The sequence below is a fragment of the Pseudomonas sp. o96-267 genome (assembly GCF_003935465.1).
Taxonomy (GTDB): Bacteria; Pseudomonadota; Gammaproteobacteria; order Pseudomonadales; family Pseudomonadaceae; genus Aquipseudomonas; species Aquipseudomonas sediminis.
In genome coordinates, this window is the sequence record NZ_RHQP01000015.1 from 24,526 (window position 1) to 49,730 (window position 25,205).

The 25,205-nt window shown below is 60.1% G+C and carries 34 protein-coding genes; 26 read left to right on the top strand and 8 right to left on the bottom strand.

Features of this window, described 5'->3' with window-relative positions:
- The first annotated feature begins 7 nt into the window (after window positions 1–7).
- From rplV to bfr, 24 genes are all read left to right on the top strand, one after another.
- Entirely contained in the window at window positions 8–340 is a 333-nt protein-coding gene (gene rplV, locus EGJ86_RS12235) for a 50S ribosomal protein L22 (protein ID WP_003103908.1), read from the top strand.
- A 13-nt stretch (window positions 341–353) separates the two neighbouring features.
- Window positions 354–1,040, top strand: coding sequence for a 30S ribosomal protein S3 (gene rpsC, locus EGJ86_RS12240; RefSeq protein WP_017675617.1), 687 nt, complete (start codon window positions 354–356; stop codon window positions 1,038–1,040).
- 12 nt (window positions 1,041–1,052) lie between these two features.
- Entirely contained in the window at window positions 1,053–1,466 is a 414-nt protein-coding gene (gene rplP, locus EGJ86_RS12245) for a 50S ribosomal protein L16 (protein ID WP_003243901.1), read from the top strand.
- A complete protein-coding gene (rpmC, locus tag EGJ86_RS12250) occupies window positions 1,466–1,657 on the top strand; it encodes a 50S ribosomal protein L29 (protein ID WP_003463299.1) in 192 nt (63 codons plus the stop codon). The genes rplP and rpmC overlap by 1 nt, the downstream gene beginning before the upstream one ends.
- Before the next feature lie 2 nt (window positions 1,658–1,659).
- Window positions 1,660–1,926, top strand: coding sequence for a 30S ribosomal protein S17 (gene rpsQ, locus EGJ86_RS12255; RefSeq protein ID WP_026088453.1), 267 nt, complete (start codon window positions 1,660–1,662; stop codon window positions 1,924–1,926).
- A 23-nt stretch (window positions 1,927–1,949) separates the two neighbouring features.
- Complete coding sequence (gene rplN, locus EGJ86_RS12260) at window positions 1,950–2,318, top strand: 50S ribosomal protein L14 (protein WP_003243907.1); 369 nt, start codon at window positions 1,950–1,952, stop codon at window positions 2,316–2,318.
- Window positions 2,319–2,329: 11 nt separating this feature from the next.
- Window positions 2,330–2,644 (top strand): 50S ribosomal protein L24, encoded by a 315-nt coding sequence (rplX, locus tag EGJ86_RS12265; protein ID WP_017675615.1) that lies wholly within the window; start codon window positions 2,330–2,332, stop codon window positions 2,642–2,644.
- A gap of 19 nt (window positions 2,645–2,663) precedes the next feature.
- A complete protein-coding gene (gene rplE / locus EGJ86_RS12270) occupies window positions 2,664–3,203 on the top strand; it encodes a 50S ribosomal protein L5 (RefSeq protein ID WP_017675614.1) in 540 nt (179 codons plus the stop codon).
- 15 nt (window positions 3,204–3,218) lie between these two features.
- Entirely contained in the window at window positions 3,219–3,524 is a 306-nt protein-coding gene (gene rpsN / locus EGJ86_RS12275) for a 30S ribosomal protein S14 (protein WP_003463288.1), read from the top strand.
- A 321-nt stretch (window positions 3,525–3,845) separates the two neighbouring features.
- Window positions 3,846–4,238, top strand: a complete 393-nt coding sequence (gene rpsH, locus EGJ86_RS12280) for a 30S ribosomal protein S8 (RefSeq protein ID WP_003243915.1) — start codon at window positions 3,846–3,848, stop codon at window positions 4,236–4,238.
- Window positions 4,239–4,250: 12 nt separating this feature from the next.
- Complete coding sequence (gene rplF / locus EGJ86_RS12285; RefSeq protein WP_125835268.1) at window positions 4,251–4,784, top strand: 50S ribosomal protein L6; 534 nt, start codon at window positions 4,251–4,253, stop codon at window positions 4,782–4,784.
- Between the two features lie 11 nt (window positions 4,785–4,795).
- The gene (gene rplR / locus EGJ86_RS12290; protein ID WP_017675612.1) at window positions 4,796–5,146 is read left to right on the top strand and encodes a 50S ribosomal protein L18; all 351 of its coding nucleotides are present in this window, start codon (window positions 4,796–4,798) and stop codon (window positions 5,144–5,146) included.
- A gap of 3 nt (window positions 5,147–5,149) precedes the next feature.
- Entirely contained in the window at window positions 5,150–5,650 is a 501-nt protein-coding gene (gene rpsE / locus EGJ86_RS12295; protein ID WP_099526267.1) for a 30S ribosomal protein S5, read from the top strand.
- Window positions 5,651–5,652: 2 nt separating this feature from the next.
- The gene (gene rpmD / locus EGJ86_RS12300) at window positions 5,653–5,832 is read left to right on the top strand and encodes a 50S ribosomal protein L30 (RefSeq protein WP_003243922.1); all 180 of its coding nucleotides are present in this window, start codon (window positions 5,653–5,655) and stop codon (window positions 5,830–5,832) included.
- A gap of 2 nt (window positions 5,833–5,834) precedes the next feature.
- Window positions 5,835–6,266, top strand: a complete 432-nt coding sequence (gene rplO, locus EGJ86_RS12305) for a 50S ribosomal protein L15 (RefSeq protein WP_099526268.1) — start codon at window positions 5,835–5,837, stop codon at window positions 6,264–6,266.
- Window positions 6,267–7,595 (top strand): preprotein translocase subunit SecY, encoded by a 1,329-nt coding sequence (gene secY, locus EGJ86_RS12310; protein WP_099526269.1) that lies wholly within the window; start codon window positions 6,267–6,269, stop codon window positions 7,593–7,595.
- 28 nt (window positions 7,596–7,623) lie between these two features.
- A complete protein-coding gene (rpmJ, locus tag EGJ86_RS12315; RefSeq protein WP_002555468.1) occupies window positions 7,624–7,740 on the top strand; it encodes a 50S ribosomal protein L36 in 117 nt (38 codons plus the stop codon).
- A gap of 133 nt (window positions 7,741–7,873) precedes the next feature.
- Window positions 7,874–8,230, top strand: coding sequence for a 30S ribosomal protein S13 (rpsM, locus tag EGJ86_RS12320; RefSeq protein ID WP_003463275.1), 357 nt, complete (start codon window positions 7,874–7,876; stop codon window positions 8,228–8,230).
- Window positions 8,231–8,260: 30 nt separating this feature from the next.
- Window positions 8,261–8,650, top strand: coding sequence for a 30S ribosomal protein S11 (rpsK, locus tag EGJ86_RS12325; protein ID WP_003243933.1), 390 nt, complete (start codon window positions 8,261–8,263; stop codon window positions 8,648–8,650).
- A 17-nt stretch (window positions 8,651–8,667) separates the two neighbouring features.
- Window positions 8,668–9,288, top strand: coding sequence for a 30S ribosomal protein S4 (rpsD, locus tag EGJ86_RS12330; protein WP_099526270.1), 621 nt, complete (start codon window positions 8,668–8,670; stop codon window positions 9,286–9,288).
- Between the two features lie 22 nt (window positions 9,289–9,310).
- Window positions 9,311–10,312 carry a DNA-directed RNA polymerase subunit alpha gene (rpoA, locus tag EGJ86_RS12335; RefSeq protein WP_099526271.1) on the top strand — a complete coding sequence of 334 codons (1,002 nt, stop codon included), beginning with the start codon at window positions 9,311–9,313 and terminating at the stop codon, window positions 10,310–10,312.
- Window positions 10,313–10,356: 44 nt separating this feature from the next.
- Window positions 10,357–10,743: a 50S ribosomal protein L17 gene (rplQ, locus tag EGJ86_RS12340; protein ID WP_003243945.1), complete on the top strand. Its 387-nt coding sequence runs from the start codon at window positions 10,357–10,359 to the stop codon at window positions 10,741–10,743.
- A gap of 249 nt (window positions 10,744–10,992) precedes the next feature.
- Entirely contained in the window at window positions 10,993–13,143 is a 2,151-nt protein-coding gene (gene katG / locus EGJ86_RS12345) for a catalase/peroxidase HPI (protein WP_125835269.1), read from the top strand.
- 135 nt (window positions 13,144–13,278) lie between these two features.
- Entirely contained in the window at window positions 13,279–13,743 is a 465-nt protein-coding gene (bfr, locus tag EGJ86_RS12350) for a bacterioferritin (RefSeq protein WP_125835270.1), read from the top strand.
- A gap of 46 nt (window positions 13,744–13,789) precedes the next feature.
- Here bfr and uvrA read toward each other — a convergent pair whose 3' ends face one another.
- A complete protein-coding gene (gene uvrA / locus EGJ86_RS12355) occupies window positions 13,790–16,624 on the bottom strand; it encodes an excinuclease ABC subunit UvrA (RefSeq protein ID WP_125835271.1) in 2,835 nt (944 codons plus the stop codon).
- 291 nt (window positions 16,625–16,915) lie between these two features.
- On the opposite strand from uvrA, the gene EGJ86_RS12360 reads away from it, so the two are divergent.
- Window positions 16,916–18,301, top strand: a complete 1,386-nt coding sequence (locus EGJ86_RS12360) for an MFS transporter (RefSeq protein WP_125835272.1) — start codon at window positions 16,916–16,918, stop codon at window positions 18,299–18,301.
- An 18-nt stretch (window positions 18,302–18,319) separates the two neighbouring features.
- On the top strand, window positions 18,320–18,811 hold the full coding sequence (locus EGJ86_RS12365) for a single-stranded DNA-binding protein (RefSeq protein ID WP_003463262.1): 492 nt from the start codon (window positions 18,320–18,322) through the stop codon (window positions 18,809–18,811).
- A 105-nt stretch (window positions 18,812–18,916) separates the two neighbouring features.
- On the opposite strand, the gene EGJ86_RS12370 is transcribed toward EGJ86_RS12365, so the two are convergent.
- From EGJ86_RS12370 to EGJ86_RS12400, 7 genes are read right to left on the bottom strand one after another with little or no spacing between them, the layout of a single operon-like run.
- Window positions 18,917–19,618, bottom strand: a complete 702-nt coding sequence (locus EGJ86_RS12370; RefSeq protein ID WP_125835273.1) for a TadE/TadG family type IV pilus assembly protein — start codon at window positions 19,616–19,618, stop codon at window positions 18,917–18,919.
- Window positions 19,615–20,034, bottom strand: coding sequence for a tetratricopeptide repeat protein (locus tag EGJ86_RS12375; RefSeq protein WP_158620901.1), 420 nt, complete (start codon window positions 20,032–20,034; stop codon window positions 19,615–19,617). Before EGJ86_RS12375 ends, EGJ86_RS12370 begins: the two co-directional genes overlap by 4 nt.
- Window positions 20,016–20,369, bottom strand: coding sequence for a DUF192 domain-containing protein (locus EGJ86_RS12380; RefSeq protein WP_125835275.1), 354 nt, complete (start codon window positions 20,367–20,369; stop codon window positions 20,016–20,018). Before EGJ86_RS12380 ends, EGJ86_RS12375 begins: the two co-directional genes overlap by 19 nt.
- The gene (locus EGJ86_RS12385; RefSeq protein WP_125835276.1) at window positions 20,366–21,244 is read right to left on the bottom strand and encodes a type II secretion system F family protein; all 879 of its coding nucleotides are present in this window, start codon (window positions 21,242–21,244) and stop codon (window positions 20,366–20,368) included. The genes EGJ86_RS12380 and EGJ86_RS12385 overlap by 4 nt, the downstream gene beginning before the upstream one ends.
- A 1-nt stretch (window position 21,245) precedes the next feature.
- The gene (locus EGJ86_RS12390) at window positions 21,246–22,103 is read right to left on the bottom strand and encodes a type II secretion system F family protein (RefSeq protein ID WP_158620902.1); all 858 of its coding nucleotides are present in this window, start codon (window positions 22,101–22,103) and stop codon (window positions 21,246–21,248) included.
- The gene (locus EGJ86_RS12395) at window positions 22,096–23,754 is read right to left on the bottom strand and encodes an ATPase, T2SS/T4P/T4SS family (protein ID WP_125835278.1); all 1,659 of its coding nucleotides are present in this window, start codon (window positions 23,752–23,754) and stop codon (window positions 22,096–22,098) included. The genes EGJ86_RS12390 and EGJ86_RS12395 overlap by 8 nt, the downstream gene beginning before the upstream one ends.
- A 7-nt stretch (window positions 23,755–23,761) precedes the next feature.
- Window positions 23,762–25,201, bottom strand: a complete 1,440-nt coding sequence (locus tag EGJ86_RS12400; RefSeq protein WP_125835279.1) for a type II and III secretion system protein family protein — start codon at window positions 25,199–25,201, stop codon at window positions 23,762–23,764.
- Window positions 25,202–25,205 lie beyond the last annotated feature (4 nt).

Consider the following 25,205-nt stretch of genomic DNA (forward strand, 5'->3'; position numbering starts at 1 on the left):
TTTGGAAATGGAAGTAGCCGCTAAGTTGTCGGGCGCTCGCATCTCCGCCCAGAAAGCTCGCCTGGTCGCCGACCAGATCCGCGGGAAGAAGGTGGGCGAAGCGCTCAACCTGCTGGCTTTCAGCAGCAAGAAAGCCGCCGAGATCATGAAGAAAGTGCTGGAGTCGGCCGTTGCCAACGCCGAGCACAACGAAGGCGCAGACGTTGATGACCTGAAGGTCAGCACCGTTTTCGTCAACGAAGGGCGTTCGCTTAAGCGCATCATGCCGCGTGCCAAAGGCCGTGCTGATCGCATCGTCAAGCGGTCTTGCCATATCACTGTCAAGGTTGCGGACAAGTAACGGAGTCGATCAGATGGGTCAGAAAGTACATCCCGTTGGCATCCGCCTGGGAATCGTCAAGGATCACACTTCGGTTTGGTATGCAGATGGTCGCACTTACGCCGACTACCTGAATGCCGACCTGAAGGTTCGTGCATACCTGCAAGACAAACTAAAAAGCGCGTCCGTTAGCCGTATCGACATCGCTCGCCCGGCTCAAACCGCACGCATCACCATCCACACCGCTCGTCCTGGCATCGTGATCGGCAAGAAAGGTGAAGATGTTGAGAAGCTGCGTCAGGACCTGACCAAGCAAATGGGTGTGCCGGTGCACATCAACATCGAAGAGATCCGCAAGCCGGAGCTCGACGGTATGCTGGTTGCACAGAGCGTAGCTCAGCAGCTGGAGCGCCGCGTAATGTTCCGTCGCGCCATGAAGCGCGCCGTACAGAACGCCATGCGTATTGGTGCCAAGGGCATCAAGATCCAGGTGAGTGGTCGTCTTGGTGGCGCTGAAATCGCCCGTACCGAGTGGTATCGCGAAGGTCGTGTGCCCCTGCACACCCTGCGTGCAGATATCGATTACGCCACCTACGAAGCGCACACCACTTACGGTGTGATCGGCGTCAAGGTTTGGATCTTCAAGGGTGAGGTCATTGGTGGCCGCACTGAAGAGCTGAAGCCGCAAGCGCCCGCTCCTCGTAAAGCTGCTAAGAAATAAGGAGTACGCATCATGTTGCAACCAAAGCGTACGAAGTTCCGCAAGCAGATGACCGGCCACAACCGTGGTCTGGCTCAGCGCGGTAGCAAGGTCAGCTTCGGCGAGTTCGCGCTGAAGTCTGTAGCCCGCGGTCGTCTCACCGCCCGTCAGATCGAGTCCGCTCGTCGTGCTCTGACTCGTCACGTAAAACGTGGCGGCAAGATCTGGATTCGCGTATTCCCGGACAAGCCGGTTACCAAGAAGCCTCTCGAAGTGCGGATGGGTAAAGGTAAGGGTGGCGTCGAATATTGGGTAGCCCAGATCCAGCCAGGCAAAGTCCTGTACGAGATCGAAGGCGTTTCCGAAGAGCTGGCGCGTGAGGCTTTCGCCCTGGCTGCTGCAAAGCTGCCGCTCGCCACCACCTTTGTTAAGCGGACGGTGATGTGATGAAAGCGACCGAACTTCGTGAAAAAACCGCACAGCAACTGAACGAGCAACTGCTCGGTCTGCTGCGCGACCAGTTCAATCTGCGTATGCAGAAAGCAACTGGCCAGTTGGGGCAGTCTCACCTGCTCTCGCAAGTTAAGCGCGACATCGCTCGTGTGAAAACTGTGCTCAACCAGCAGGCAGGTAAGTGATCATGGCTGAAGCCGAAAAAACAGTCCGTACGCTGACCGGCCGTGTTGTCAGCGACAAGATGGACAAGACCATCACCGTTCTGATCGAGCGCCGCGTTAAGCACCCGATCTACGGTAAATACGTCAAGCGTTCGACCAAACTGCACGCTCACGACGAAACCAACCAGTGCAAGATCGGCGACAAGGTTTCCATTCGCGAAACCCGTCCGCAGTCCAAGACCAAGTCCTGGGCTCTGGTTGAAGTCGTCGAACGCGCAGTTGACGTCTAAGGGCTAGGGGTCGGAGAAATTTTATGATTCAGACTCAATCCATGCTCGATGTTGCTGACAACAGCGGTGCACGTCGCGTTATGTGCATCAAGGTGCTGGGCGGCTCTCATCGTCGCTACGCCGGCATCGGCGACATCATCAAGGTCACCGTCAAGGAAGCAATTCCGCGCGGCAAAGTGAAGAAAGGTCAGGTCATGACCGCAGTGGTTGTTCGTACCCGTCACGGCGTTCGTCGTGCCGACGGTTCGATCATCCGCTTCGACGGCAACGCTGCTGTTCTGCTGAACAACAAGCAAGAGCCGATTGGTACCCGTATCTTCGGGCCAGTGACCCGTGAACTGCGTTCCGAGAAGTTCATGAAGATCGTCTCGCTCGCCCCTGAAGTGCTTTAAGGAGATCCGACATGCAAAAGATTCGTCGTGACGACGAGATCATCGTGATCGCCGGTAAAGACAAAGGTAAGCGCGGTAAGGTGCTCAAGGTTCTCGCTGACGACCGTCTGGTCGTCGGTGGCATCAACCTGGTGAAGCGTCATACCAAGCCGAACCCGATGTCGGGCGTTCAAGGCGGTATCGTCGAGAAAGAAGCGCCTCTGCACGCTTCCAACGTTGCCATCTTCAACTCTGAAACCAACAAGGCTGACCGCGTTGGCTTCAAGACCGAAGATGGCAAGAAAATTCGTGTCTTCAAGTCCACCCAGAAGCCGGTTGGCGCTTGAGAATCCGTAGGTAAATACCATGGCACGACTGAAAGAGATTTACCGGAAGGAAATCGCGCCCAAGCTGAAGGAAGAACTGAAGCTGGCGAACGTGATGGAAGTTCCGCGCATCACCAAGATCACCCTGAACATGGGCCTGGGCGAAGCGATCGGTGACAAGAAGATCATCGAAAACGCTGTAGCCGACCTCGAGAAGATCACCGGTCAGAAAGTCGTTGTGACTCATGCCCGTAAGTCGATCGCAGGTTTCAAGGTTCGTGAAGGTTGGCCGATTGGCGTCAAGGTCACTCTGCGTCGCGAGCGTATGTACGAGTTCCTGGATCGTCTGCTGTCCATCTCCCTGCCGCGCGTGCGTGACTTCCGCGGCCTGAATGCCAAGTCCTTCGATGGCCGTGGCAACTACAGCATGGGCGTGAAAGAGCAGATCATCTTCCCGGAAATCGATTACGACAAAATCGATGCGCTGCGTGGTCTGGACATCACCCTGACTACCACTGCCCGTAACGATGATGAAGGCCGCGCTCTGCTGCGTGCTTTCAACTTCCCGTTCCGCAACTGATCGGAGTCCTGGACAATGGCCAAGACAAGCATGAAGAACCGCGAGCTGAAGCGTCAGCAAACGGTTGCCAAGTACGCCAAGAAGCGTGCCGAGCTGAAAGCTACCATCGCTAATCCGAACACCAGTCCGGAAGCGCGTTGGGAAGCCCAGGTCGCTCTGCAGAAGCAACCACGTGACGCCAGCGCCTCGCGCCTGCGTAACCGTTGCCGCATCACCGGCCGTCCGCACGGCGTTTATCGCAAGTTCGGTCTGTCGCGTAACAAGCTGCGCGAAGCCGCCATGCGCGGTGACGTACCAGGCCTGGTGAAAGCCAGCTGGTAAGGCGTAGTAAAAAGCGAAGCCGGCCTAGTGCCGGCTTTGTCTTTTGGTGGTCTGCTGCGCGTCGGCCATGCTGCGTTGCGAGTGGGTTCGGATTGCTCATTTACTACAGTAAACTCCGCATCCTCACCTCCTTGCGCCTTACCTGGCTCTAGCTCGCAAGACTACCAGCAGAATAATGAATCAAGCCCCTTTTGGGGCTTGCTTCATTTTTGATCGGTCTCTAGAATGTCCGGCTCTCCTGAGCCTGGCATTTCCATGCCGAGCTTTTGGATGATCCCACAGCCCTCGGGCTGTTCTTTTTGTATCAGGAGCGTCTAGCCCATGAGTATGCAGGACCCGTTAGCGGACATGCTAACTCGTATCCGTAATGCCCAGATGGCTGAAAAGTCCGTCGTAAGCATGCCTTCTTCCACTCTGAAGGTAGCCGTAGCCAAAGTTCTCAAAGACGAAGGTTACATTGCGGGTTATGAAGTCAATGGTGAAGCCAAGCCACAACTGTCCATCGAGCTGAAGTACTTCGAAGGCCGTCCGGTCATCGAGGAAGTCAAGCGCGTGAGCCGTCCTGGCCTTCGTCAGTACAAATCCGTCGATGACCTGCCGAAGGTTCGCGGCGGTCTCGGTGTTTCCATCGTCTCCACCAACAAAGGTGTGATGACGGATCGCGCTGCGCGCGCTGCCGGTGTCGGCGGCGAAGTGCTCTGCACCGTGTTCTAAGGGGGGATAAGCATGTCTCGCGTTGCTAAGAACCCCGTAGTGCTGCCAACTGGTGTCGAGATCAAACTCGCCGGTCAGCAGCTCTCGGTCAAGGGTGCCAAGGGCGCTCTGGAACTGAATGTTCACTCGTCCGTTGAAGTGATCCAGGAAGGTAGCGAACTGCGTTTCGCCGCTCGTAATGGCGACCAGCAGAACCGCGCTATGGCCGGTACTACTCGTGCCCTGGTGAACAACATGGTCATCGGTGTCAGCCAAGGCTTCGAGCGTAAGCTGCAGCTGGTCGGCGTGGGCTACAAAGCTCAAGCCAAAGGCCAGGTGCTGAACCTCGCACTGGGCTTCTCCCACCCGATCGACTACGAACTGCCGGAAGGCGTCGTGGCTGAAACCCCGAACCAGACCGAAATCCTGATCAAGGGTATCGACAAGCAACTGGTGGGTCAGGTGGCTGCGGAAATCCGTGACTTCCGTCGTCCTGAGCCCTACAAGGGCAAAGGCGTTCGTTACGCGGATGAAGTTGTCCGTCGTAAAGAAGCCAAGAAGAAGTAAGGGGCTGAAAAATGACCGACAAAAAAGTTACTCGTCTGCGTCGCGCTCGCAAAGCACGTCTGAAAATGCACGAGCTCGAAGCCGTGCGTCTGTGCGTGTACCGCTCTTCGCAGCACATCTACGCCCAGGTCATCTCGGCCGACGGCAGCAAGGTTCTGGCCAGCGCCTCTACCTTGGACAAAGCACTGCGTGATGGCGCCACCGGCAACGTCGACGCAGCCAAGAAAGTTGGTGCGCTGGTTGCTGAGCGTGCGAAAGCCGCTGGTGTGACCCAGGTGGCATTCGACCGTTCTGGCTTCAAGTACCACGGCCGCGTCAAGGCGCTGGCTGATGCTGCTCGTGAAGGCGGGCTGGAGTTCTAAGTTATGGCAAATAACGACCAAAAGCGCGACGAAGGCTACATCGAGAAGCTGGTTCAGGTTAACCGCGTTGCCAAGACCGTAAAGGGTGGCCGTATCTTCACTTTCACCGCGCTGACCGTGGTAGGTGATGGTAAGGGTCGCGTCGGTTTCGGCCGTGGCAAATCCCGCGAAGTTCCAGCTGCTATCCAGAAAGCGATGGAAGCTGCTCGTCGTAACATGATCCAAGTTGATCTGAACGGCACCACTCTGCAGTACCCGGTCAAGTCCGCTCATGGCGCCTCCAAGGTGTACATGCAGCCGGCGTCCGAAGGTACCGGTATCATCGCCGGCGGCGCCATGCGTGCCGTTCTGGAAGTGGCTGGTGTGCAGAACGTTCTGGCCAAGTGCTACGGCTCGACCAACCCGGTGAACGTGGTTCATGCCACCTTCAAGGGCCTGAAGACCATGCAGTCTCCAGCATCCGTTGCAGCCAAGCGTGGCAAGAGCGTCGAGGAGATTCTCTAACCATGGCTAATACCGTCAAAGTGACTCTGATCAAGAGCACCAATGGCCGTCTGGCCAATCACAAAGCTTGCGTCAAGGGCCTGGGCCTGCGTCGCATCGGTCACACCGTAGAGGTTCTGGATACTCCGGAAAACCGCGGCATGATCAACAAGGCTTACTACCTGCTGAAGGTGGAGGGTTAATCATGCAACTGAACGATCTGCGTTCCGCGCCGGGTGCCCGTCGCGAGAAGCACCGTCCGGGCCGTGGCATCGGTAGCGGTCTGGGTAAGACTGGTGGCCGTGGCCACAAAGGTCAGACCTCCCGCTCCGGTGGCTCCATCGCTCCGGGCTTCGAGGGTGGTCAGCAGCCGCTGCACCGCCGTCTGCCGAAGTTCGGCTTCGTCTCCCTGAAGGCTATGGATCGCGCCGAAGTGCGTACCTCCGAGCTGAACAAGGTAGAGGGTGTTGTAACTCTGCAGGCTCTGAAGGATGCCAATCTGGTTGGCCAACACGTACGGCGTGTGAAAGTCATGCTGTCCGGTGAGGTTACCCGTGCGGTCACCCTGAAAGGTATCGCTGCCACCAAAGGTGCGCGTGCGGCTATCGAAGCAGCTGGCGGTAAGTTCGAGGAATAAATGGCTAAGCAAGGTGCTCTCTCTGCTCTGGCTGGTGGCGGGTTGTCCGAACTCTGGGCTCGTCTGCGTTTTCTGTTCATGGCGATCATCGTCTATCGAATCGGCGCGCATATCCCAGTTCCCGGTATAAACCCTGACCGTCTGGCCGATCTGTTTCGACAGAATGAGGGGACCATTCTTAGCTTGTTCAACATGTTTTCCGGCGGCGCGCTGGAGCGGATGAGCATCTTTGCACTGGGGATCATGCCGTACATCTCGGCATCGATCATCATGCAGCTGATGACCGCCGTCAGCCCGCAGCTGGAGCAGTTGAAGAAGGAAGGTGAAGCTGGCCGTCGCAAGATCAGCCAGTACACCCGCTACGGCACACTCGTCCTGGCATTCGTTCAGGCCATCGGTATGTCCGCTGGTCTGGCTAGCCAGGGCGTTGCGTTCTCGGGCGATTTCGGCTTCCACTTCGTGGCGGTCACCACTTTCGTGGCGGGCGCGATGTTCATGATGTGGCTGGGCGAGCAGATCACTGAGCGCGGTGTCGGTAACGGTATCTCGATGCTGATTTTTGCGGGCATCGTAGCCGGTCTGCCGTCGGCAATCGGGCAGTCTTTCGAGTCTGCTCGCCAGGGCGATATCAACATCTTCGCTCTGATCGCCATCGGCCTGTTGGCAGTAGCGATCATCGGTTTCGTGGTGTTCATTGAGCGTGGCCAGCGTCGCATTGCGGTGCACTACGCCAAGCGTCAGCAGGGTCGCAAGGTCTTTGCTGCGCAGACCAGCCACTTGCCGTTGAAGGTGAACATGGCGGGCGTAATCCCGGCCATCTTCGCTAGCAGCCTTCTGCTGTTCCCGGCCTCGCTGGGTGCCTGGTTTGGTCAGTCCGAGGGTTTGGGCTGGCTGCAGGACATTTCGCAGGCTATCGCTCCTGGTCAGCCGTTGAACATTTTGCTGTTTAGTGCAGGGATCATTTTCTTCTGCTTCTTCTACACAGCGCTGATGTTCAACCCGAAAGACGTAGCGGAAAACCTGAAGAAGTCCGGTGCCTTTATTCCGGGCATCCGTCCGGGCGAGCAGTCTGCGCGCTATATCGATGGCGTTCTGACTCGCTTGACCATGTTCGGTGCTCTGTACATGACGGCCGTGTGCCTGCTGCCCCAGTTCCTGGTGGTTGCAGCCAACGTTCCGTTCTACCTTGGCGGGACCTCGTTGCTGATCGTGGTCGTGGTTGTGATGGACTTCATGTCCCAAGTGCAATCGCACCTCGTGTCTCACCAGTACGATTCCCTGATGAAGAAAGCCAACCTGAAGGGTTATGGCAGCGGCATGCTCCGCTGATCCACCCGTAAGGTTCGAGGAGTTGGTAATGAAAGTTCGTGCATCGGTGAAAAAGCTGTGCCGTAACTGCAAAATTATCCGTCGCGAAGGTGTCGTGCGGGTGATCTGCAGCGCAGAGCCGCGTCACAAGCAGCGCCAAGGCTGAGTGTGAACCACGCGTGATAAGCCCGGCAGCTAGTGCGCTGCCGGGTTGATTATTTGTTATTACAGCGTTAATATCTCGCGCCCTATTTCTTGGCTTCCGGGGCGTAGGTAGCTGTCAATTGGAGTTCCACTGAATGGCCCGTATTGCAGGCGTTAACATTCCGGATAACAAGCACACTGTTATCTCGCTGACCTACATCTTTGGTGTTGGTCGCACCACTGCACAGAAAATCTGTGCCGCTACCGGTGTAAATCCGGCTGCGAAAATCAAGGATCTGACTGACGAGCAGATCGAACAGCTGCGTGGCGAAGTAGCCAAGGTGAATACCGAAGGCGACCTGCGTCGTGAAGTGAATATGAAGATCAAGCGCTTGATGGATCTGGGTTGCTACCGCGGCCTGCGTCATCGTAAAGGTCTGCCGGTTCGCGGTCAGCGTACCAAGACCAACGCTCGCACCCGTAAGGGCCCGCGTAAGCCGATCCGCAAGTAATCGCATTCGCGAATCGACAGGAATTTAGTCATGGCAAAACCTGCTGCTCGTACTCGTAAAAAAGTCAAAAAGACAGTGGTTGATGGCATCGCCCACATCCATGCGTCTTTCAACAACACTATCGTGACCATTACCGACCGTCAGGGTAACGCCCTGTCCTGGGCTACCTCCGGTGGTTCGGGTTTCCGCGGCTCGCGTAAGTCCACTCCATTCGCTGCCCAGATCGCCGCTGAGCGTGCTGGTCAGGCTGCACTGGAATACGGTCTGAAGAACCTCGACGTCAACGTCAAAGGTCCAGGTCCGGGTCGCGAATCCGCCGTGCGTGCTCTGAACGCCTGCGGCTACAAAATCGCCAGCATCACCGACGTGACGCCAATCCCGCACAACGGGTGCCGTCCGCCGAAGAAGCGTCGCGTGTAATCAGGAGACAGTGAGAAATGGCTCGTTACATTGGTCCCAAATGCAAACTGTCTCGTCGTGAAGGCACCGATCTCTTCCTGAAGAGTGGTGTTCGCGCGCTTGAATCTAAGTGCAACATCGAAGCAGCTCCGGGTATCCACGGCCAGCGCCGTGGCCGTCAGTCCGACTACGGCACCCAGCTGCGTGAGAAGCAAAAAGTTCGTCGTATCTACGGCGTACTGGAGCGTCAATTCAGCGGTTACTACAAGCAAGCTGCCAGCCAGAAAGGCGCCACCGGCGAGAATCTGCTGCAACTGCTGGAGTGCCGTCTGGACAACGTGGTTTACCGTATGGGTTTTGGCGCTACTCGTGCCGAGTCCCGTCAGCTGGTTTCGCACAAAGCGATCAGCGTCAACGGTCAGACCGTAAACGTACCGTCCTACCAAGTTAAGGCTGGCGACGTCGTTGCTGTTCGCGAGAAATCGCGCAATCAGCTGCGCATCGTTCAGGCTCTCGAGCTCTGCGCCCAACGTGGCCGTGTTGAGTGGGTAGAAGTAGACGCCGAGAAGAAGTCTGGTGTGTTCAAGAACGTACCGGCTCGTGGCGATCTGTCCGCTGACATCAACGAGAGCCTGATTGTCGAGCTCTACTCCAAGTAAGGGCTAGAAAATAGGTGCATCCATGCAGATTTCGGTAAATGAGTTCCTGACCCCCCGTCACATTGATGTGCAGGAGGTCAGTTCGACCCGCGCCAAGATCACCCTCGAGCCTCTCGAGCGTGGCTTTGGCCATACCCTGGGCAACGCGCTGCGTCGCATCCTGTTGTCCTCCATGCCTGGCTGTGCAGTAGTCGAGGCCGAGATCGATGGCGTACTCCATGAGTACTCCGCGATCGAAGGTGTGCAGGAAGATGTCATCGAGATCCTGCTCAACCTGAAAGGTCTGGCTATCAAGCTGCACGGCCGTGACGAAGTGACCCTGACTCTGGCTAAAAAGGGCCCGGGCGTAGTTACCGCTGCCGATATTCAGTTGGATCACGATGTCGAAATCGTCAATGGCGACCACGTAATCGCCAACCTGGCCTCCAATGGCGCGCTGAACATGAAGCTCACCGTAGCTCGTGGTCGCGGCTATGAGCCGGCTGACGCACGTCAGAGCGACGAAGATGAAAGCCGCAGCATTGGTCGCTTGCAGCTGGATGCTTCGTTCAGCCCTGTGCGTCGGGTTGCTTACGTGGTGGAAAACGCCCGTGTCGAGCAGCGCACCAACCTGGACAAGCTGGTTATCGATCTGGAAACCAACGGTACTCTGGACCCTGAAGAGGCTATCCGCCGTGCCGCGACCATTCTGCAGCAGCAGTTGGCCGCGTTCGTCGACCTCAAAGGTGACAGTGAGCCTGTGGTGGTCGAGCAGGAAGACGAAATCGATCCGATCCTGCTGCGCCCCGTCGATGACCTGGAGCTGACCGTACGTTCGGCAAACTGCCTCAAGGCAGAGAACATCTACTACATCGGTGACCTGATTCAGCGCACTGAAGTAGAGCTGCTCAAAACCCCGAACCTGGGCAAGAAATCCCTGACCGAAATCAAGGATGTTCTGGCTTCTCGCGGTCTGTCCCTCGGTATGCGCCTCGACAACTGGCCGCCGGCAAGTCTGAAGAAAGACGATAAGGCCACTGCCTGATCGTCATCATCACCGAACGAACAAGTTTGGTAAGGAATTGAACCATGCGTCATCGTAAAAGTGGCCGTCACCTCAGCCGCACCAGCGCTCACCGCAAGGCCATGTTCCAGAACATGGCGGTCTCGCTGTTCGAGCACGAGCTGATCAAAACTACCCTGCCGAAAGCCAAGGAACTGCGTCGCGTTGCCGAGCCGCTGATCACCCTGGCCAAGGAAGACAGCGTTGCCAACCGTCGTCTGGCTTTCGATCGTACTCGTTCGAAAGCTATCGTTGGCAAACTGTTCAACGATCTGGGCAAGCGCTACGCCACCCGTAACGGCGGCTACCTGCGCATCCTCAAGTGCGGTTTCCGCGCTGGTGACAATGCTCCGATGGCTTACGTTGAACTGGTCGACCGTCCGGTCGGCGGTTCGGTAGAAGCTGCCGAGTAAGTTGCTGGTTGTACAAGAAACCGGGCCTAGCGCCCGGTTTTTTGTTGCCTGAAATATCGCGCTCCGGGCCCGTTCTTGAGCGCCTGCTGCGTAAACAGGGGTGTTGCCGAAGCGCTGCGTTTAGCAAAAGAAAATAACTATCGCGCCGTTACGCTTCATGCATTGGTTTGCCTGGTAAAGCCGGTCTAGTCTTGTTCCATCGTTGGTCGCACTCGTTGGGACCGACCCGATGAGGAGAAGGAGAGAATCATGTCGAACCAAGGTAAGTGTCCGTTCAACCATGTGGCCGGTGGCGGCACAGCCAACAAAGATTGGTGGCCGAATCAGCTGCGTGTGGACTTGCTGAATCAGCATTCGGACCGATCCAATCCGCTGGGCGAGAAATTCAACTACGCCGAAGCTTTCAAGAAACTCGACTACAAGGCCCTCAAGGCCGATCTGGTCAAGCTCATGACCGACAGCCAGGACTGGTGGCCCGCTGACTTCGGGCATTACGGCCCGCAGTTCATCCGTATGGCCTGGCACTCTGCCGGTACCTACCGCACTACCGACGGCCGTGGCGGTGGCGGTCGTGGTCAGCAGCGTTTTGCGCCGCTCAACTCCTGGCCGGATAACGTCAACATCGACAAGTCGCGTCGCCTGCTGTGGCCGATCAAGCAGAAGTATGGCCAGTCGATTTCCTGGGCTGACCTGTACATCCTCGCCGGTAACGTTGCGCTGGAGTCCATGGGGTTCCGCACCTTCGGATTTGCCGGCGGCCGTGAAGATGTGTGGGAGCCGGATCAGGACGTGAACTGGGGCGCCGAAGTCGCCTGGCTGGGGGTCGACCCTAAGCGCGTCAATGACGATCGCGAGCTGACTGCGCCTTTCGGCGCTACTCACATGGGCCTGATCTACGTGAACCCGGAAGGTCCCAACGCTAGCGGCGACTATATGGCTGCAGCCAAGGATATTCGTGCCACGTTCTATCGCATGGCAATGGACGACGAAGAGATCGTCGCGTTGATCGCCGGCGGTCACACCTTCGGCAAATGCCACGGCGCAGCCCCTGAATCGCACAAGGGGCCGGAGCCGGAAGGCGGGCCCATCGAAGCACAGGGCCTGGGCTGGACCAGTAACTTCGGCAGTGGCTCGGGCAAGGACACGGTGTCCAGTGGCCTGGAAGTGACCTGGACGAAGACACCGGCGCTGTGGAGTAACAACTTCTTCGAGAACCTGTTCAAGTTCGAATGGGAACTGACCAAATCGCCAGCTGGCGCCAAGCAGTGGGTGGCCAAGGACGCGCCGGAGATCATTCCAGACGCGCATGTGCCGGGAAAATTCCACAAACCGACCATGCTCACTACCGACCTCACCCTGCGCTTCGATCCAGAGTTCGGCAAGATTTCCAAGCGCTTCTATGAAGATCCGCAGTCCTTCGCCGATGCCTTCGCCCGTGCCTGGTACAAGCTGACTCACCGTGACATGGGGCCGAAAGCCCGCTACCTCGGCCCGGAAGTGCCGAAAGAGGACTTGATCTGGCAAGACCCGCTACCGGCTGCCACCCATAACCCCAGCGCTGCCGATATCGCCGATCTGAAAGCGAAGATCGCTGCTTCGGGGATATCGATCGGTGATCTGGTGTCCGTGGCCTGGGCTTCGGCCTCGACCTTCCGCGGTGGCGACAAGCGTGGTGGTGCCAACGGTGCGCGCCTGGCTCTGGCGCCGCAGAAGGATTGGGCTGCCAACCAGCGGGCGATCCAGGTGCTGCCGAAGTTGGTAGCAATCCAGCAGGCATCCGGCAAGGCCTCTCTGGCTGACGTGATCGTGCTGGCCGGTAATGTCGGTGTCGAGCTGGCAGCCAAGGCGGCTGGTGTGGCGGTGGACGTGCCGTTCGCGGCTGGCCGTGTCGATGCGCGTCAGGATCAGACCGATGTCGAGTCCTTCGATGTGCTGGAGTCTGCTGCCGATGGTTTCCGTAACTTCAGCAAAGGCAATCTGGGCGTGCCCACCGAGGCGATGTTGATCGACAAGGCGCAGATGTTGACACTGACCGCTCCGGAGCTGACTGCATTGGTCGGCGGCCTGCGTGTACTGGGCGCCAACCACGACGGCAGTCAGCATGGCGTGTTCACCGACAAGGTCGGTGTGCTGTCCAACGATTTCTTCGTCAACCTGCTGGATATGGGCACTGTATGGAAGGCCGCCGATGACAGCAACGAAGTCTTCGAGGGGCGTACACGCAAGGATGGCCAGGTGAAATACACGGCCACCCGTAACGATCTGGTGTTCGGCTCCAACTCGGTGCTGCGCGCCTATGCCGAGGTGTATGCCAGTGCTGACGGCAAGGAGAAGCTGGTCAAGGACTTCGTCGCCGCCTGGACCAAGGTGATGAACCTGGATCGTTTCGATCTGGCCTGAGCCTGAGTGACGCACCAGCGGTGCGTCGTTAAACTGCAACGCCTCCCTCGCGGAGGCGTTGTGCTTTTGCTTGACCGAGCCGGGCGTCAGGCGGAGCATTACCAACTGCTCACGAATGCAACAAGGATTGCCGGCATGAAAGGCCATACCGAAGTCATCGACTATCTCAAGCATCTGCTTAAGGGCGAACTGGCTGCGCGCGACCAGTATTTCATCCATTCGCGGCTGTATGAGGACTGGGGGTTCAGCAAGCTCTACGAGCGCATCAACCACGAGATGGAAGAGGAAACCCAGCACGCCGATGCCCTGCTAAAGCGCATCATCTTCCTCGAGGGTGTGCCGGACATGGCGCCCAATCCCTTCAAGTTCGGCCAGACCGTCCCAGAAGCACTGAAGCTCGATCTTGATCTGGAGTACGAAGTGCGAGCCGCCCTGAGCAAGGGCATCGAACTCTGCGAGAAACATCAGGATTATCAGAGCCGCGACATCCTCTTGCTGCAGCTCAAGGACACCGAGGAAGACCACGCCTACTGGCTGGAGATCCAGCTGCAGCTGATCGACAAGCTGGGTCTGGAGAAGTACCTGCAAAGCCAGATGTAAGCTGACTTGCCCAAAAAGAGCCCCGCATGTGCGGGGCTCTTTCGTTTCAGGCGCGGTCGCGTTCCAGCAGTGGTTTGAGGAAGTGCCCGGTATGCGAGGCCGGGTTGGCTGCAACATCCTCTGGTGTGCCGGTGGCGATGATCATGCCGCCCTTGGAGCCGCCTTCCGGGCCGAGATCCACCAGCCAGTCGGCCGTCTTGATCACGTCCAGGTTGTGCTCGATCACCACCACGGTATTGCCGTGGTCACGCAGGCGGTGCAGCACGTCCAGCAGTTGCTGGATATCGGCGAAGTGCAGGCCGGTGGTCGGCTCGTCGAGGATGTACAGGGTCTTGCCGGTATCGCGCTTGCTCAGCTCGCGACTCAACTTGACCCGCTGCGCCTCGCCGCCGGACAGGGTGGTCGCGCTCTGGCCCAGCTTGATATAGGACAGCCCGACGTCCATCAGCGTCTGCAGCTTGCGGGCGATAGCCGGCACGGCGTCGAAGAAGGTGCGGGCCTCCTCGATGGTCATGTCCAGCACCTCGGTGATGCTCTTGCCCTTGTACTTCACTTCCAGGGTTTCGCGGTTGTAGCGCTTGCCCTTGCACACGTCGCACGGCACGTAGATGTCCGGCAGGAAGTGCATCTCCACCTTGATCACGCCGTCGCCCTGGCACGCCTCGCAGCGCCCGCCCTTGACGTTGAAACTGAAACGGCCTGGGCCATAACCGCGCGAGCGCGATTCCGGCACGCCGGCAAACAGTTCACGAATCGGTGTGAACAGGCCGGTGTAGGTGGCCGGGTTGGAGCGTGGCGTACGGCCGATCGGGCTCTGGTCGATGTCGACCACCTTGTCCAGGTGCTGCAGGCCGTCGAAGGAGTCGTGCGCCGCCGCTTCCAGAGTGGTTGCACCATTCAAGGCCGTAGCGGTAAGCGGGAACAGGGTGTTGTTGATCAGCGTCGATTTGCCCGAGCCGGACACGCCAGTGACGCAGGTAAGCAGGCCCACCGGAATTTCCAGATCGACATTGCGCAGGTTGTTGCCCCGTGCGCCCTTGAGCTTGAGCAGTTTCTTCTTGTCACGCGGCGTGCGCTGCGCTGGATAGCGGATCTTCTCGCGGCCTGACAGGTATTTGCCGGTCAGCGAGTCGGGGTGATTCATCACTTCGTCTGGCGTGCCTTCGGCGACGATGCGTCCGCCGTGCACGCCGGCGCCCGGGCCGATATCGACCACGTAATCGGCCATGCGAATGGCGTCTTCGTCGTGTTCGACCACGATCACCGTATTGCCCAGGCTGCGCAGGTGGTTGAGGGTGCCCAGCAGGCGCTCGTTGTCGCGCTGGTGCAGGCCGATGGACGGCTCATCGAGGATGTACATCACGCCCACCAGGCCGGCGCCGATCTGGCTGGCCAGGCGGATGCGCTGCGCTTCGCCGCCGGAGAGGGTGTCGGCGCTGCGATCCAGAGTCAGATAATCGAGGCCGACGTTGACCAGGAACTGCAGGCGTTCGCGGATTTCCTTGAGGATCTTTTCGGCGATCTCGCCGCGTCGTCCGGTCAGACGCAGGTTGGCGACGTAATCGCAGGCATCGCCAACCGGCAGGCCGGTCACTGCCGGCAGAGTCTTCTCGCCGACCCAGACATGCCGCGCTTCGCGGCGCAGGCGGGTGCCCCGGCAGTCGGGGCAGGGCTGGGTGCTGAGGAACTTGGCCAGCTCCTCACGCACGCTGGCCGACTCGGTCTCGCGGTAGCGGCGTTCGAGGTTGGGAATGATGCCCTCGAAGGGGTGCGAGCGTTTGACGATGTCGCCGCGGTCGTTGAGGTACTTGAAGTCGACGCTCTGCGTGCCGCTGCCGCTGAGGATGGCTTTCTGGTGTTCGGCGGCCAACTCGTCGAAGGGCTCTTCCAGGCTAAAGCCATAGTGCGCGGCCAGTGAGCCGAGCATCTGGAAGTAGTAGACGTTGCGCCGGTCCCAGCCGCGTATGGCGCCTTCGGCCAGGGTCAGCTCGCCATTGACCAGGCGCTTGCCGTCGAAGAACTGCTTCACGCCCAGGCCGTCGCAGGTTGGGCAGGCGCCGGCCGGGTTGTTGAAGGAGAACAGCTTGGGTTCCAGCTCGCTGATCGAGTGGCCGCAGTGCGGGCAGGCGAAGCGCGCGGAGAAGATGATCTCTTCGCCCGGCTCATCATCCATGGGGGCGATCAGGGCGATGCCGTCGGCCAGGCCGAGCGCGGTCTCGAAAGACTCGGCCAGCCGTTGCTGCAGGTCTTCACGGACCTTGAAGCGATCCACCACCACGTCGATGGAGTGCTTCTTCTGCTTGTCCAGCTTGGGCAGCTCGTCCAGTTCGAACAGCTTGCCGTTGACGCGGGCACGGACGAAGCCCTGCGCGCGCAGCTCCTCGAATACCGACAGATGCTCGCCCTTGCGTTCGCGGATAACCGGTGCCAGCAGCATCAGCTTGCGGCCTTCCGGCAGGGCCAGCACCTGGTCGACCATCTGGCTGACGGTCTGCGCCTCCAGGGGCACATCGTGATCCGGGCAGCGCGGAATACCGGCGCGGGCATAGAGCAGGCGCAGGTAATCGTAGATTTCGGTGATGGTGCCGACGGTCGAGCGCGGGTTGTGCGAGGTGGATTTCTGTTCGATGGAAATCGCCGGTGACAGGCCTTCGATGGTGTCGACATCGGGCTTTTCCATCATCGACAGGAACTGCCGGGCGTAAGCCGACAGCGATTCGACATAACGGCGCTGGCCTTCGGCGTACAGCGTGTCGAAGGCCAGGGAAGACTTGCCGGAACCGGACAGGCCGGTGATCACGATCAGCTTGTCACGCGGCAGGGTCAGGTCGATGTTCTTCAGGTTGTGGGTACGGGCCCCACGAATCAGAATCTTGTCCACTTAGGGAACCTCTAAAAGCTATCTGCGTTGCAAGCGCTGCGTTGAAAGCCGGCTCAGAATGCTCATTTACAGCTCGTAAACCCGGATGCGGGCCCAGTGCATTCTTCGCCTGCTTTCGCCTTGCGCTAGCTGCCTCGCTAACGCTTTTACAGGCTCCCTACAACGGCCTCGCTGGGCGGGCGGAAAACGGTCGAGTATAGGGCTTGCTGCTGCCCTGCGGCAAAGTGTGCGCCTGTGCCGAAACGATGGCGGCTGCTAGAATCGCCGGCTGATTTCCTCAGGGTTTATTCGATGCACGATTCGCACAGCGAGCGCATGAGTAGTAGCGAGACCCGCGCGGCCGGCGGCCTGGCTATGGTGTTCGCGTTTCGTATGCTGGGCATGTTCATGGTGCTGCCGGTGCTGGCCACCTACGGCATGGATCTGGCGGGCAGTACCCCCGCGCTGATCGGCCTGGCCATCGGTGCCTATGGTTTGACCCAGGCTGTGCTGCAAATTCCCTTCGGTATGCTCAGTGATCGTATTGGCCGACGCCCGGTGATCTACGTCGGGTTGCTGATCTTCGCCGCTGGCAGCGTGCTGGCGGCCAATGCCGATTCGATCTGGGGCGTTATCGCCGGACGCGTGCTGCAGGGCGCTGGCGCGATTTCCGCGGCGGTGATGGCACTGTTGTCGGACCTGACTCGCGAGCAACATCGCACCAAGGCCATGGCCATGATCGGCATGAGCATTGGCCTGTCGTTCGCCGTGGCCATGGTCATTGGCCCGCTGCTGACTCGCGCCTTCGGCCTGTCCGGGCTGTTCTGGGCCACCGGGGCGATGGCGTTGCTCGGCATTCTGATCGTCGCTGGCATCGTGCCCAAAGACGCCGGCCCGCTACAACATCGCGAGTCCGGCGTAGCGGCGCAGGCGCTGTGGCCGACGCTCAAGCACGCCGATTTGTTGCGCCTGGACTTCGCCATCCTGGCCTTGCATGCAGTGCTCATGGCCAGTTTCGTCGCCCTGCCGCTGGCGCTGGTGGAGCAGGGCGGACTGGTCAAGGAGGAACACTGGTGGGTGTATCTCACCGCGCTGTTGATCGGTTTCTTTGGCATGGTGCCCTTCATCATTTACGGCGAGAAAACACGCCAGATGAAGCGCGTGCTGCTCGGCGCCGTCAGCGTATTGCTGGTCTGCGAGCTTTACTTTGCCTTCTTCGGCAGCAGTTTGCGTGCGCTGGTACTGGGCATCGTGGTGTTCTTCACCGCGTTCAACTTGCTCGAAGCCTCGCTGCCGTCGCTGGTCAGCAAGGTGGCGCCAGCTGGAGGCAAGGGCACGGCGATGGGGGTGTACTCCACCAGTCAGTTCCTCGGCGCGGCATTGGGCGGCATTCTTGGCGGTTGGCTGTATCAGCACGTTGGCCTTGGCGGTGTCTTCATCGGCTGCGCAGCGCTCTGTGCAATTTGGCTGGCTATTGCTGTTACTATGCGCGAACCGCCGTACGTGACCAGTTTGCGCCTGCCGCTCGATGCCGCGGCACTGGCCGATGTCGGACTGGTCGAACGCCTCAGGGCGACGCCGGGAGTGGCGGACGCCGTGGTGGTGGTCGATGAAGCGGCCATCTACATTAAAGTCGATACCCAACAAGTGGATCGCACGTCAATCGAGCGCCTGATCGCATCGGCGCCCGGGGCGTGAGGAGTCTAGGAGAACGTTATGGCCCGTGGGGTTAACAAAGTCATTCTGGTCGGTACCTGCGGCCAGGACCCGGAAACACGCTACCTGCCCAGCGGCAACGCAGTGACCAACCTGAGCCTGGCCACCAGCGAGCAGTGGACCGACAAGCAGACCGGGCAGAAGGTCGAGAAGACCGAGTGGCACCGCGTTGCGCTGTTCGGCAAGGTTGCCGAGATCGCCGGCGAGTACCTGCGCAAGGGTTCGCAGGTGTACATCGAAGGCAAGCTGCAGACCCGCGAGTGGGAAAAGGACGGCATCAAGCGCTACACCACCGAGATCATCGTCGACATGCAGGGCACCATGCAGCTGCTGGGCGGTCGTCCTAGCGGCGACGAAGGTGGCGCTCCGCGTCAATCGCGTCCGGCCCCGCAGCGTGAACCGCAGCAGGCTCCGCGCCAGGAGCGTCCGGCTCCGCAGCAGGCGCAGCCGGCACCTGACTACGACAGTTTCGACGACGATATCCCGTTCTAGCGGGACGAATGTCATGAAAAAGCCCGGCCTGCCTTCGCTTGCCGGGTTTTTTAATGCCCGCGATCGAGTGTGGTCCGGCCTGGTGGTGACGATCCGGCCTTCGGTTCAGGGGCAGAGCATGCGGTTGCCGCAATAGTCCTCGTCATAGGACGCCGGGCTCTGCATGCGTACGGTGGCCTCGGAGGTGACGACGAAACCGCGCCGCCCTCGGCAGACAGCCTCGTATTCGCTGGTGGTCTCGCGCGAGACCTCGCGGAAGCTGGCGACGGTCTGCCGGTGATTGAATGCCGAGGCGGAGCTGAGCAGGTGCTCGACCATCGGCACTATCAGGCGCATGCAGTACTGCACGCGGATTTTCAGCAGGTTGGCATCCTGCAGGCTGAGGTCGCTGTCGTCGTTCCGGTGGTACATCAGGTTGCTGTTACGGATTGCCAGACGTGTTTCGCCATCACCGAGCAGGTCCTCATGATCTTCTTCGTAGTCCGCGAACATCGCGGTGCTTGGACTGACGCGAGTGATCAGCACGAAATTGTCGACCTCCAGGGCCGTCCGCTCCATGCGCTCGTTTTCCGGGAACTGGCTGAACATCGGATACATGCCACGCAGCAGGCCGCGGCGCATGTCGCTGTATTGCGCACTGTTCATCGACCCGATGCGGGCTGCCTGAAACGTGGCGTAGTTCAGGCCGTTCTTGGTCGAGTAGATCAGAGCGGCCTGCACGGCACCGAAGATCAGGATGATCAGCACCGGGATGATGATCAGGAATTCCACCATCGCCTGGCCATGTTCGGTGCTGCGCGGTTTCATGGGCTTTTCTCCAGCACCTGCTGGGCGCGCTTGAGTGCCAGCTCGGCATGCGGAGTCTGTTCGCTGAGGTAGCGTTGCATCTCGCTGGCGGTGAGGCGGGCTTCCTGAATCTGTACCTGGAGCAGATTGTGCCAGGCGCGCGCGTGCTGCGGGTCGCGCGTCAGGGCGTCGCGGTAGCTGGCGATGGCGCCGGCATGATCGCCTTGGCGCGCCAGGCTGTTGCCGCGCTGGAAGCGCACACCGGCGTCAGTCGGCATAGCCTGGGCCAGCCGTGCGTAAAGCTCGCTGGCGCGGGAATAGTCCGCTTCGCCGTAGGCGCTGTCGGCCTGGCGTTGCAGCTCTACCAGGTCGCCGCTCGCCAGAGTGGCGCAACCGGTCAGGGTGAGCAGGATGAAGGTCAGCGCGAGTGCTCGCATTGCACAGTATCTCCAGGTTGTATACCGAGGCGCTGGCATTCGCCCGCGGCCAGTTCGATAACGCTTCGCGCCTGCCAGCACAGGCTCAGGCTCCAGGGCTTCAGAGCATGGCGTACGGCGATCACGCGTTGCTGTTCGTCCAGATACAGCAGGTCGATGGCGAAGCGCATGAAAAAGCAGTGCACCGAATTGCACGGTGCTATCCACAGGCCGCTGGCTGGCGCCAGACGGCTGCGGCCAAGCAGGCCTTTCATCCGCGCCCACGGGCTGAAGGCCGGCTCCAGACTCAGCTGCAGCTTGCGGCCATCGCGTCCCAGCAGGTGCGCTGCGATCATGCTTCCCCCAGGAACTTGACCACGATGGGGAACAGCAGGATGACGAAGGTCAGCGGGAAGATGAACACGATCAGGGGAATGATCAGCTTCACGGGCGCTTGCATGGCGGTTTTTTCCGCGCGCTGAAAACGTTCCTCCAGGCGCTGCTGAGCCTGAATCTGCAAGGTGGTGCGCAGGCTGCTGCCCATCTTTTCGGCCTGGATCACCGAACGCACGAAGGTCGAAACATCCTTGAGGTTGATCCGTTGCTCCATGCGCGCCAGAGCTTCGGAGCGCGGCAGGCCAGAGCGGATATCGCGCAGGACTATGCGGAACTCGTTTTTCATCGCGCCATCGGGGCCCTTGTCCACAGCCTGTTGCAGCGCGCCGAGGAAGTTGAGGCCGGCGTCGACGCACATGGTCAGGTATTCGAGAAACACCGGCAGGTTGCGGGTGATGTCCTGGTCGCGGCGCTTGTGCGTGTCATGAATCCACATCACGGGCAGCAGCGCCCCCATGGCCACCATGAGGGCTACTACCGACCAGATGATGCCGCTCTTGCCCGTGGCCATCGGCAGAATCGCCAGCAGCGGCAGGAGCAGGCTCATGGTCAGGCAGAGGGCGATGAAATCCTCGGCAGTCAGGACATACAGCGCGCCGGTTTTCTGCAGCTTGGTATCGACCTTGTCCATCAGGCGGGGCGGAAGGTTGCTGCAGAGGAAATGGTTGATCAGTCGCACCAATGGCCAGATCGGCCGGACCCAGCTCGGCACCGGGTCCATGTAGGCGCGGTTTTCCTCCGGTAGCAGCGAGAGCAGAGAGATCAGCAGTAACAGGAAGCAGGTGACGGTGATGCCCAGGCTGGTGCTGCTGAGCAGGGCCAGTAGTTCGCTCATGTCAGGCGTCGATCCGGGTAATTTTTCTGATAAAGACGAAGCCCATGATCTGCATGATGATCATCACGCTGAGCACGATCAGGCCGTTACGTGTGGTGTAGAGCTGGCTCATGGCTTCCGGCTCGATGAAGCTGAGGATCACCGCCAGGAAGATCGGCAACATCGCCATGAAGGTGCCCTGGGCCTTGCCCTGGGCCGTGAGGCTGTCGATCTTGCCTTCCATGACCTTCTTGCGGCGCAGCATGGAAGCCAGTGTGTTGATGGTTTCCACCAGGTTGCCGCCGACCTCGCGGCTGATGCGGATTGCCGAGCTGGCCATGACGAACGAGGGCAGGGGCAGGCGCTGCTCCAGTTTGACCAGCGCGTCTTCCAGCGTTACTCCCAGGCGGATGTTCTTCACCAGCAGGCCGAATTCCTGGCTCAGCGGCGCCGGAGACTGCTGCACCACGTTTTCCAGCGCCATGTTGAGGCTGGCGCCCGATTGCAGGCTGCTCGACAGGAGCATGAAGGCATCGGGCAGTTGCTCCTCGAACTGGCGCAGTCGCTTCTTGCGAATCTGCCCGATCACCAGCTTGGGGACGAACACCATCAGGATGGCGCCGGCCGCGGTGACCAGAGTGATGTTGAACACCACGTGGAGAAACAGCGGCACCAATATCAGGAGCATCGCGTTGACGATGAACAGTTGCTTGCCACTGGCGAAGATGAACATGTCCGCCATGTCCAGCTCGGTGCTGCGACTGAACTGGGCCCGGTAGAAGGCCAGGTGTTCGGCCACACGTTCCGAGAGCAGCATGGCCAGGGCGAAGCCAGCGAGTGCCAGCAGGGCTGCGCACAGGTAGAGCAGCAACTCAGACATCATGCGCTCCCGGACGGAAGATGCCCATGTTCACGCCAATGCCCCGCTTGTTCAGCTCTTCATAGAATTCCGGTACCTGACCGGTGGCGTGGTAGTAACCGCTGACCCGACCCTTGTCATCGAAGCCCTGCTGCTGGAAGGCGAAGATCTCGTTGAGCTGGATGGTGCTCTGCTCCATGCCGGTGATCTCGGTGATGCTGGTGATGCGCCGCGAGCCGTCACCGAAGCGTGTCTGCTGGACGATGATCTGCACCGCCGAGGCGATCTGCTCGCGGATGGCCTGCACCGGCAGGTCCATGCCCGCCATCAGCACCATCACCTCCAGGCGGCGGAGCATGTCGCGCGGGCTGTTGGCGTGGCCGGTGGTCAGCGAGCCGTCATGGCCGGTGTTCATTGCCTGGAGCATATCCAGCGCCTCGCCACCACGGCACTCGCCGACCACGATGCGGTCGGGGCGCATGCGCAGGCAGTTGCGCACCAGATCGCGGATGGTCACCTGGCCCTTGCCTTCCATGTTTGCCGGACGCGCTTCCAGCGCCACCACGTGCGGTTGCACCAGCTTCAGTTCGGCGGCGTCCTCCACGGTCACCACGCGTTCTTCCATGGGAATGAAGTTCGACAGAATGTTGAGCAGGGTGGTCTTGCCTGAACCGGTACCGCCGGACACAACGATATTCATGCGCTGTTCCACCGCAGTTCGGAGGAACTCCACCATTGGCTCGTTGATCGAGCCGAAGCGGATCAGGTCATCGGTGGTGAGCTTCTTCTCGGAGAACTTGCGGATGGTCAGACACGGCCCGCGCAGTGCCAGCGGCGGGATGATGGCGTTGACCCGCGAGCCGTCCTTGAGGCGGGCATCGACCATGGGCGAGCTTTCGTCGATGCGTCGGCCCAGTGGCGAGATGATCCGTTCGATGGTCGACAGCACCGCCGCATTGGAGCTGAAGTTGATCGGCGTCTTCTCCAGACGCCCGGAGCGTTCGACATAGATGTCGTCATGGGCGTTGACCATGATCTCGCTGACGCTCCTGTCCGCCAGGAGGTCCTCCAGCGGACCGAGGCCGGTGGCCTCGTCGAGGACGATCTTGTGCAGTACCTCGCGCTTGACCGTTGGCGGCAGACGCCCGGCAATCTGGCCCAGCAACTCCTCGACCAGTTCCGACAGCGTCGCGCGGACCTCCTCGGGGCCCATGCTGTCGAGGTTCATGCGGCGCAGGTCGAGGGCGCGGAACAGCTCGAGCTGAACGAACTGAGCCCACTCCATGTAGGCCTCGCGGCCGTCATCGGCCGCCGCCTCGGCGGCCGCTGGCGCATCGCCATCGACGGCAGGCTCGGGGATCAGCGTCTCGTTCTGCGTGCTGAGGGCACGGACCCGCACCAGGTAACCGCCGATTGCGATCACATCGTCCGGGGTCAGCGGACCGTGGCGGCTGACCGCGCGATCATTGACGCGAACCTCGTAACCGCGGCTGACATCCTCGACGAACAGCCCGGCCAGCGACTGCTCGATGCGCGCGTGGATCGGTGCGACCTTCCAGCCGCGCAGGCGTATCAGCCCGGTACGCGCCTTGCCCAGCTCGCAGATGGCGCTGGTGCAGGTCAGTTTGTCGACCGGTTGGCCGTCCTTGTAGGTGACTTCGATCTCGAACATGGGCGCCTCAGTCGATCAGTTCGATGGCGCCATAGGCGGCCTGGTACTGATCGACCATGCGCTGCTGGCGCTGGAGTTCTTGCTCGGTCGGGTTGCCGGCGCCGGGGGTAAGCAGGCGCGGCGTGATGAAGATCACCAGCTCGGTGCGGTTGCCCTTGCCGCTCTTGTTGCTGAACAGCGTGCCGATTATCGGAACGTCCTTGAGGAAGACGATGCCCTCGCGGGTGATCTGACTGTCCTCGGTGACCAGGCCGGACAGCACCAGGGTTTCGCCGACCTTGAGCTGCACCTCGTTTTCGGTGCGGCGGGTCTTGAACGCCGGGTACTCGCCGACCTGGTTGGCCTTGTCCAGTTGACTGATCTCGGCCAGCACGTGAGTGGCGATCTGGTCGCTACCGTACAGTTGCGGGGCGATGTTGAGCAGGATGCCGAAATCCTTGTACTCCACCGATGGGCCGTTGATGCTGCTGGTCACCACCGGCACCTGGCCGCCGACGGTCAGCTCGGCCTTGCCGCCGCTGCGTGCCGACAGGCGTGGGGAGGCCAGCGTCAGCGCCGAGCCGTTCTTCTCCAGCAGGTTGATGCGTGAGCTGATCTCGCTGGCGATGCCCCAGTTGCCCTGCCAGCCGTTCACCGTCTGGCCTGCACTGCTGCCGCCGTCGGCGGCGAATTCGACGTAAGGGCCGGCGATGCTGGTGCTCCAGTTGATACCCAGTTCTTCGACGTCGTCCTTGGCAAATTCGGTGATGCGTACGTCGAAGTAGATCATCGGTGCAAGGAATTCCGACATCGGCTGAGCCAGCACCAGAATGTCCGGGTAGCGCTCCTTGAGCAGTTCGATACGACTCATGTCGACTGCATGCAGGTCGCCGTCGATGACGATCTGCCGGCCAACAGCCTTGATCTTGATTCCAGGAATCTGTCCGAGCATGGCCTGGACTTCCTCCAGGACCTCGGCCGAATCGGCCTTGGTCGCCGCGCCGCTCTGCTCTTCGGCCAGTACCAGCACGTTGTCGTAGAACTTGGCTGCCTCCTTGACACGGCTCAGGTATTCGCCGCTGAGGCGACCCTCGAGCACCACCTGACGGCCGACAGTACGGATCTTCAAACCCGGGATGTCACTGAGTAGCGCTTTCAACTCGCCAAACTGACGGTAGCCGTTGGCCTTGGCCACCACCACACTCATCTGTTTGCGGGTGTTGTCGTCGAACCAGACCTGCACCGTGGTTTCGCCGGGCTGCTGGGCGGTTACCACGATTTCCTCGTTCTTCAGCATGGTGGCGCTGATGATTTCCACATTGCCTACCGCGACGCGCTCGACCCCCGGCGCTTCCAGAACGCGAACGTCGCCGTCGTAGAGCACGACTGCATTGGGCAGCTCGGCGGCCTGACCGGCACTGCACAGGCACAAGGCGCAGAAGGCGCCGAATACGCTTTGTCTTTTCATGATT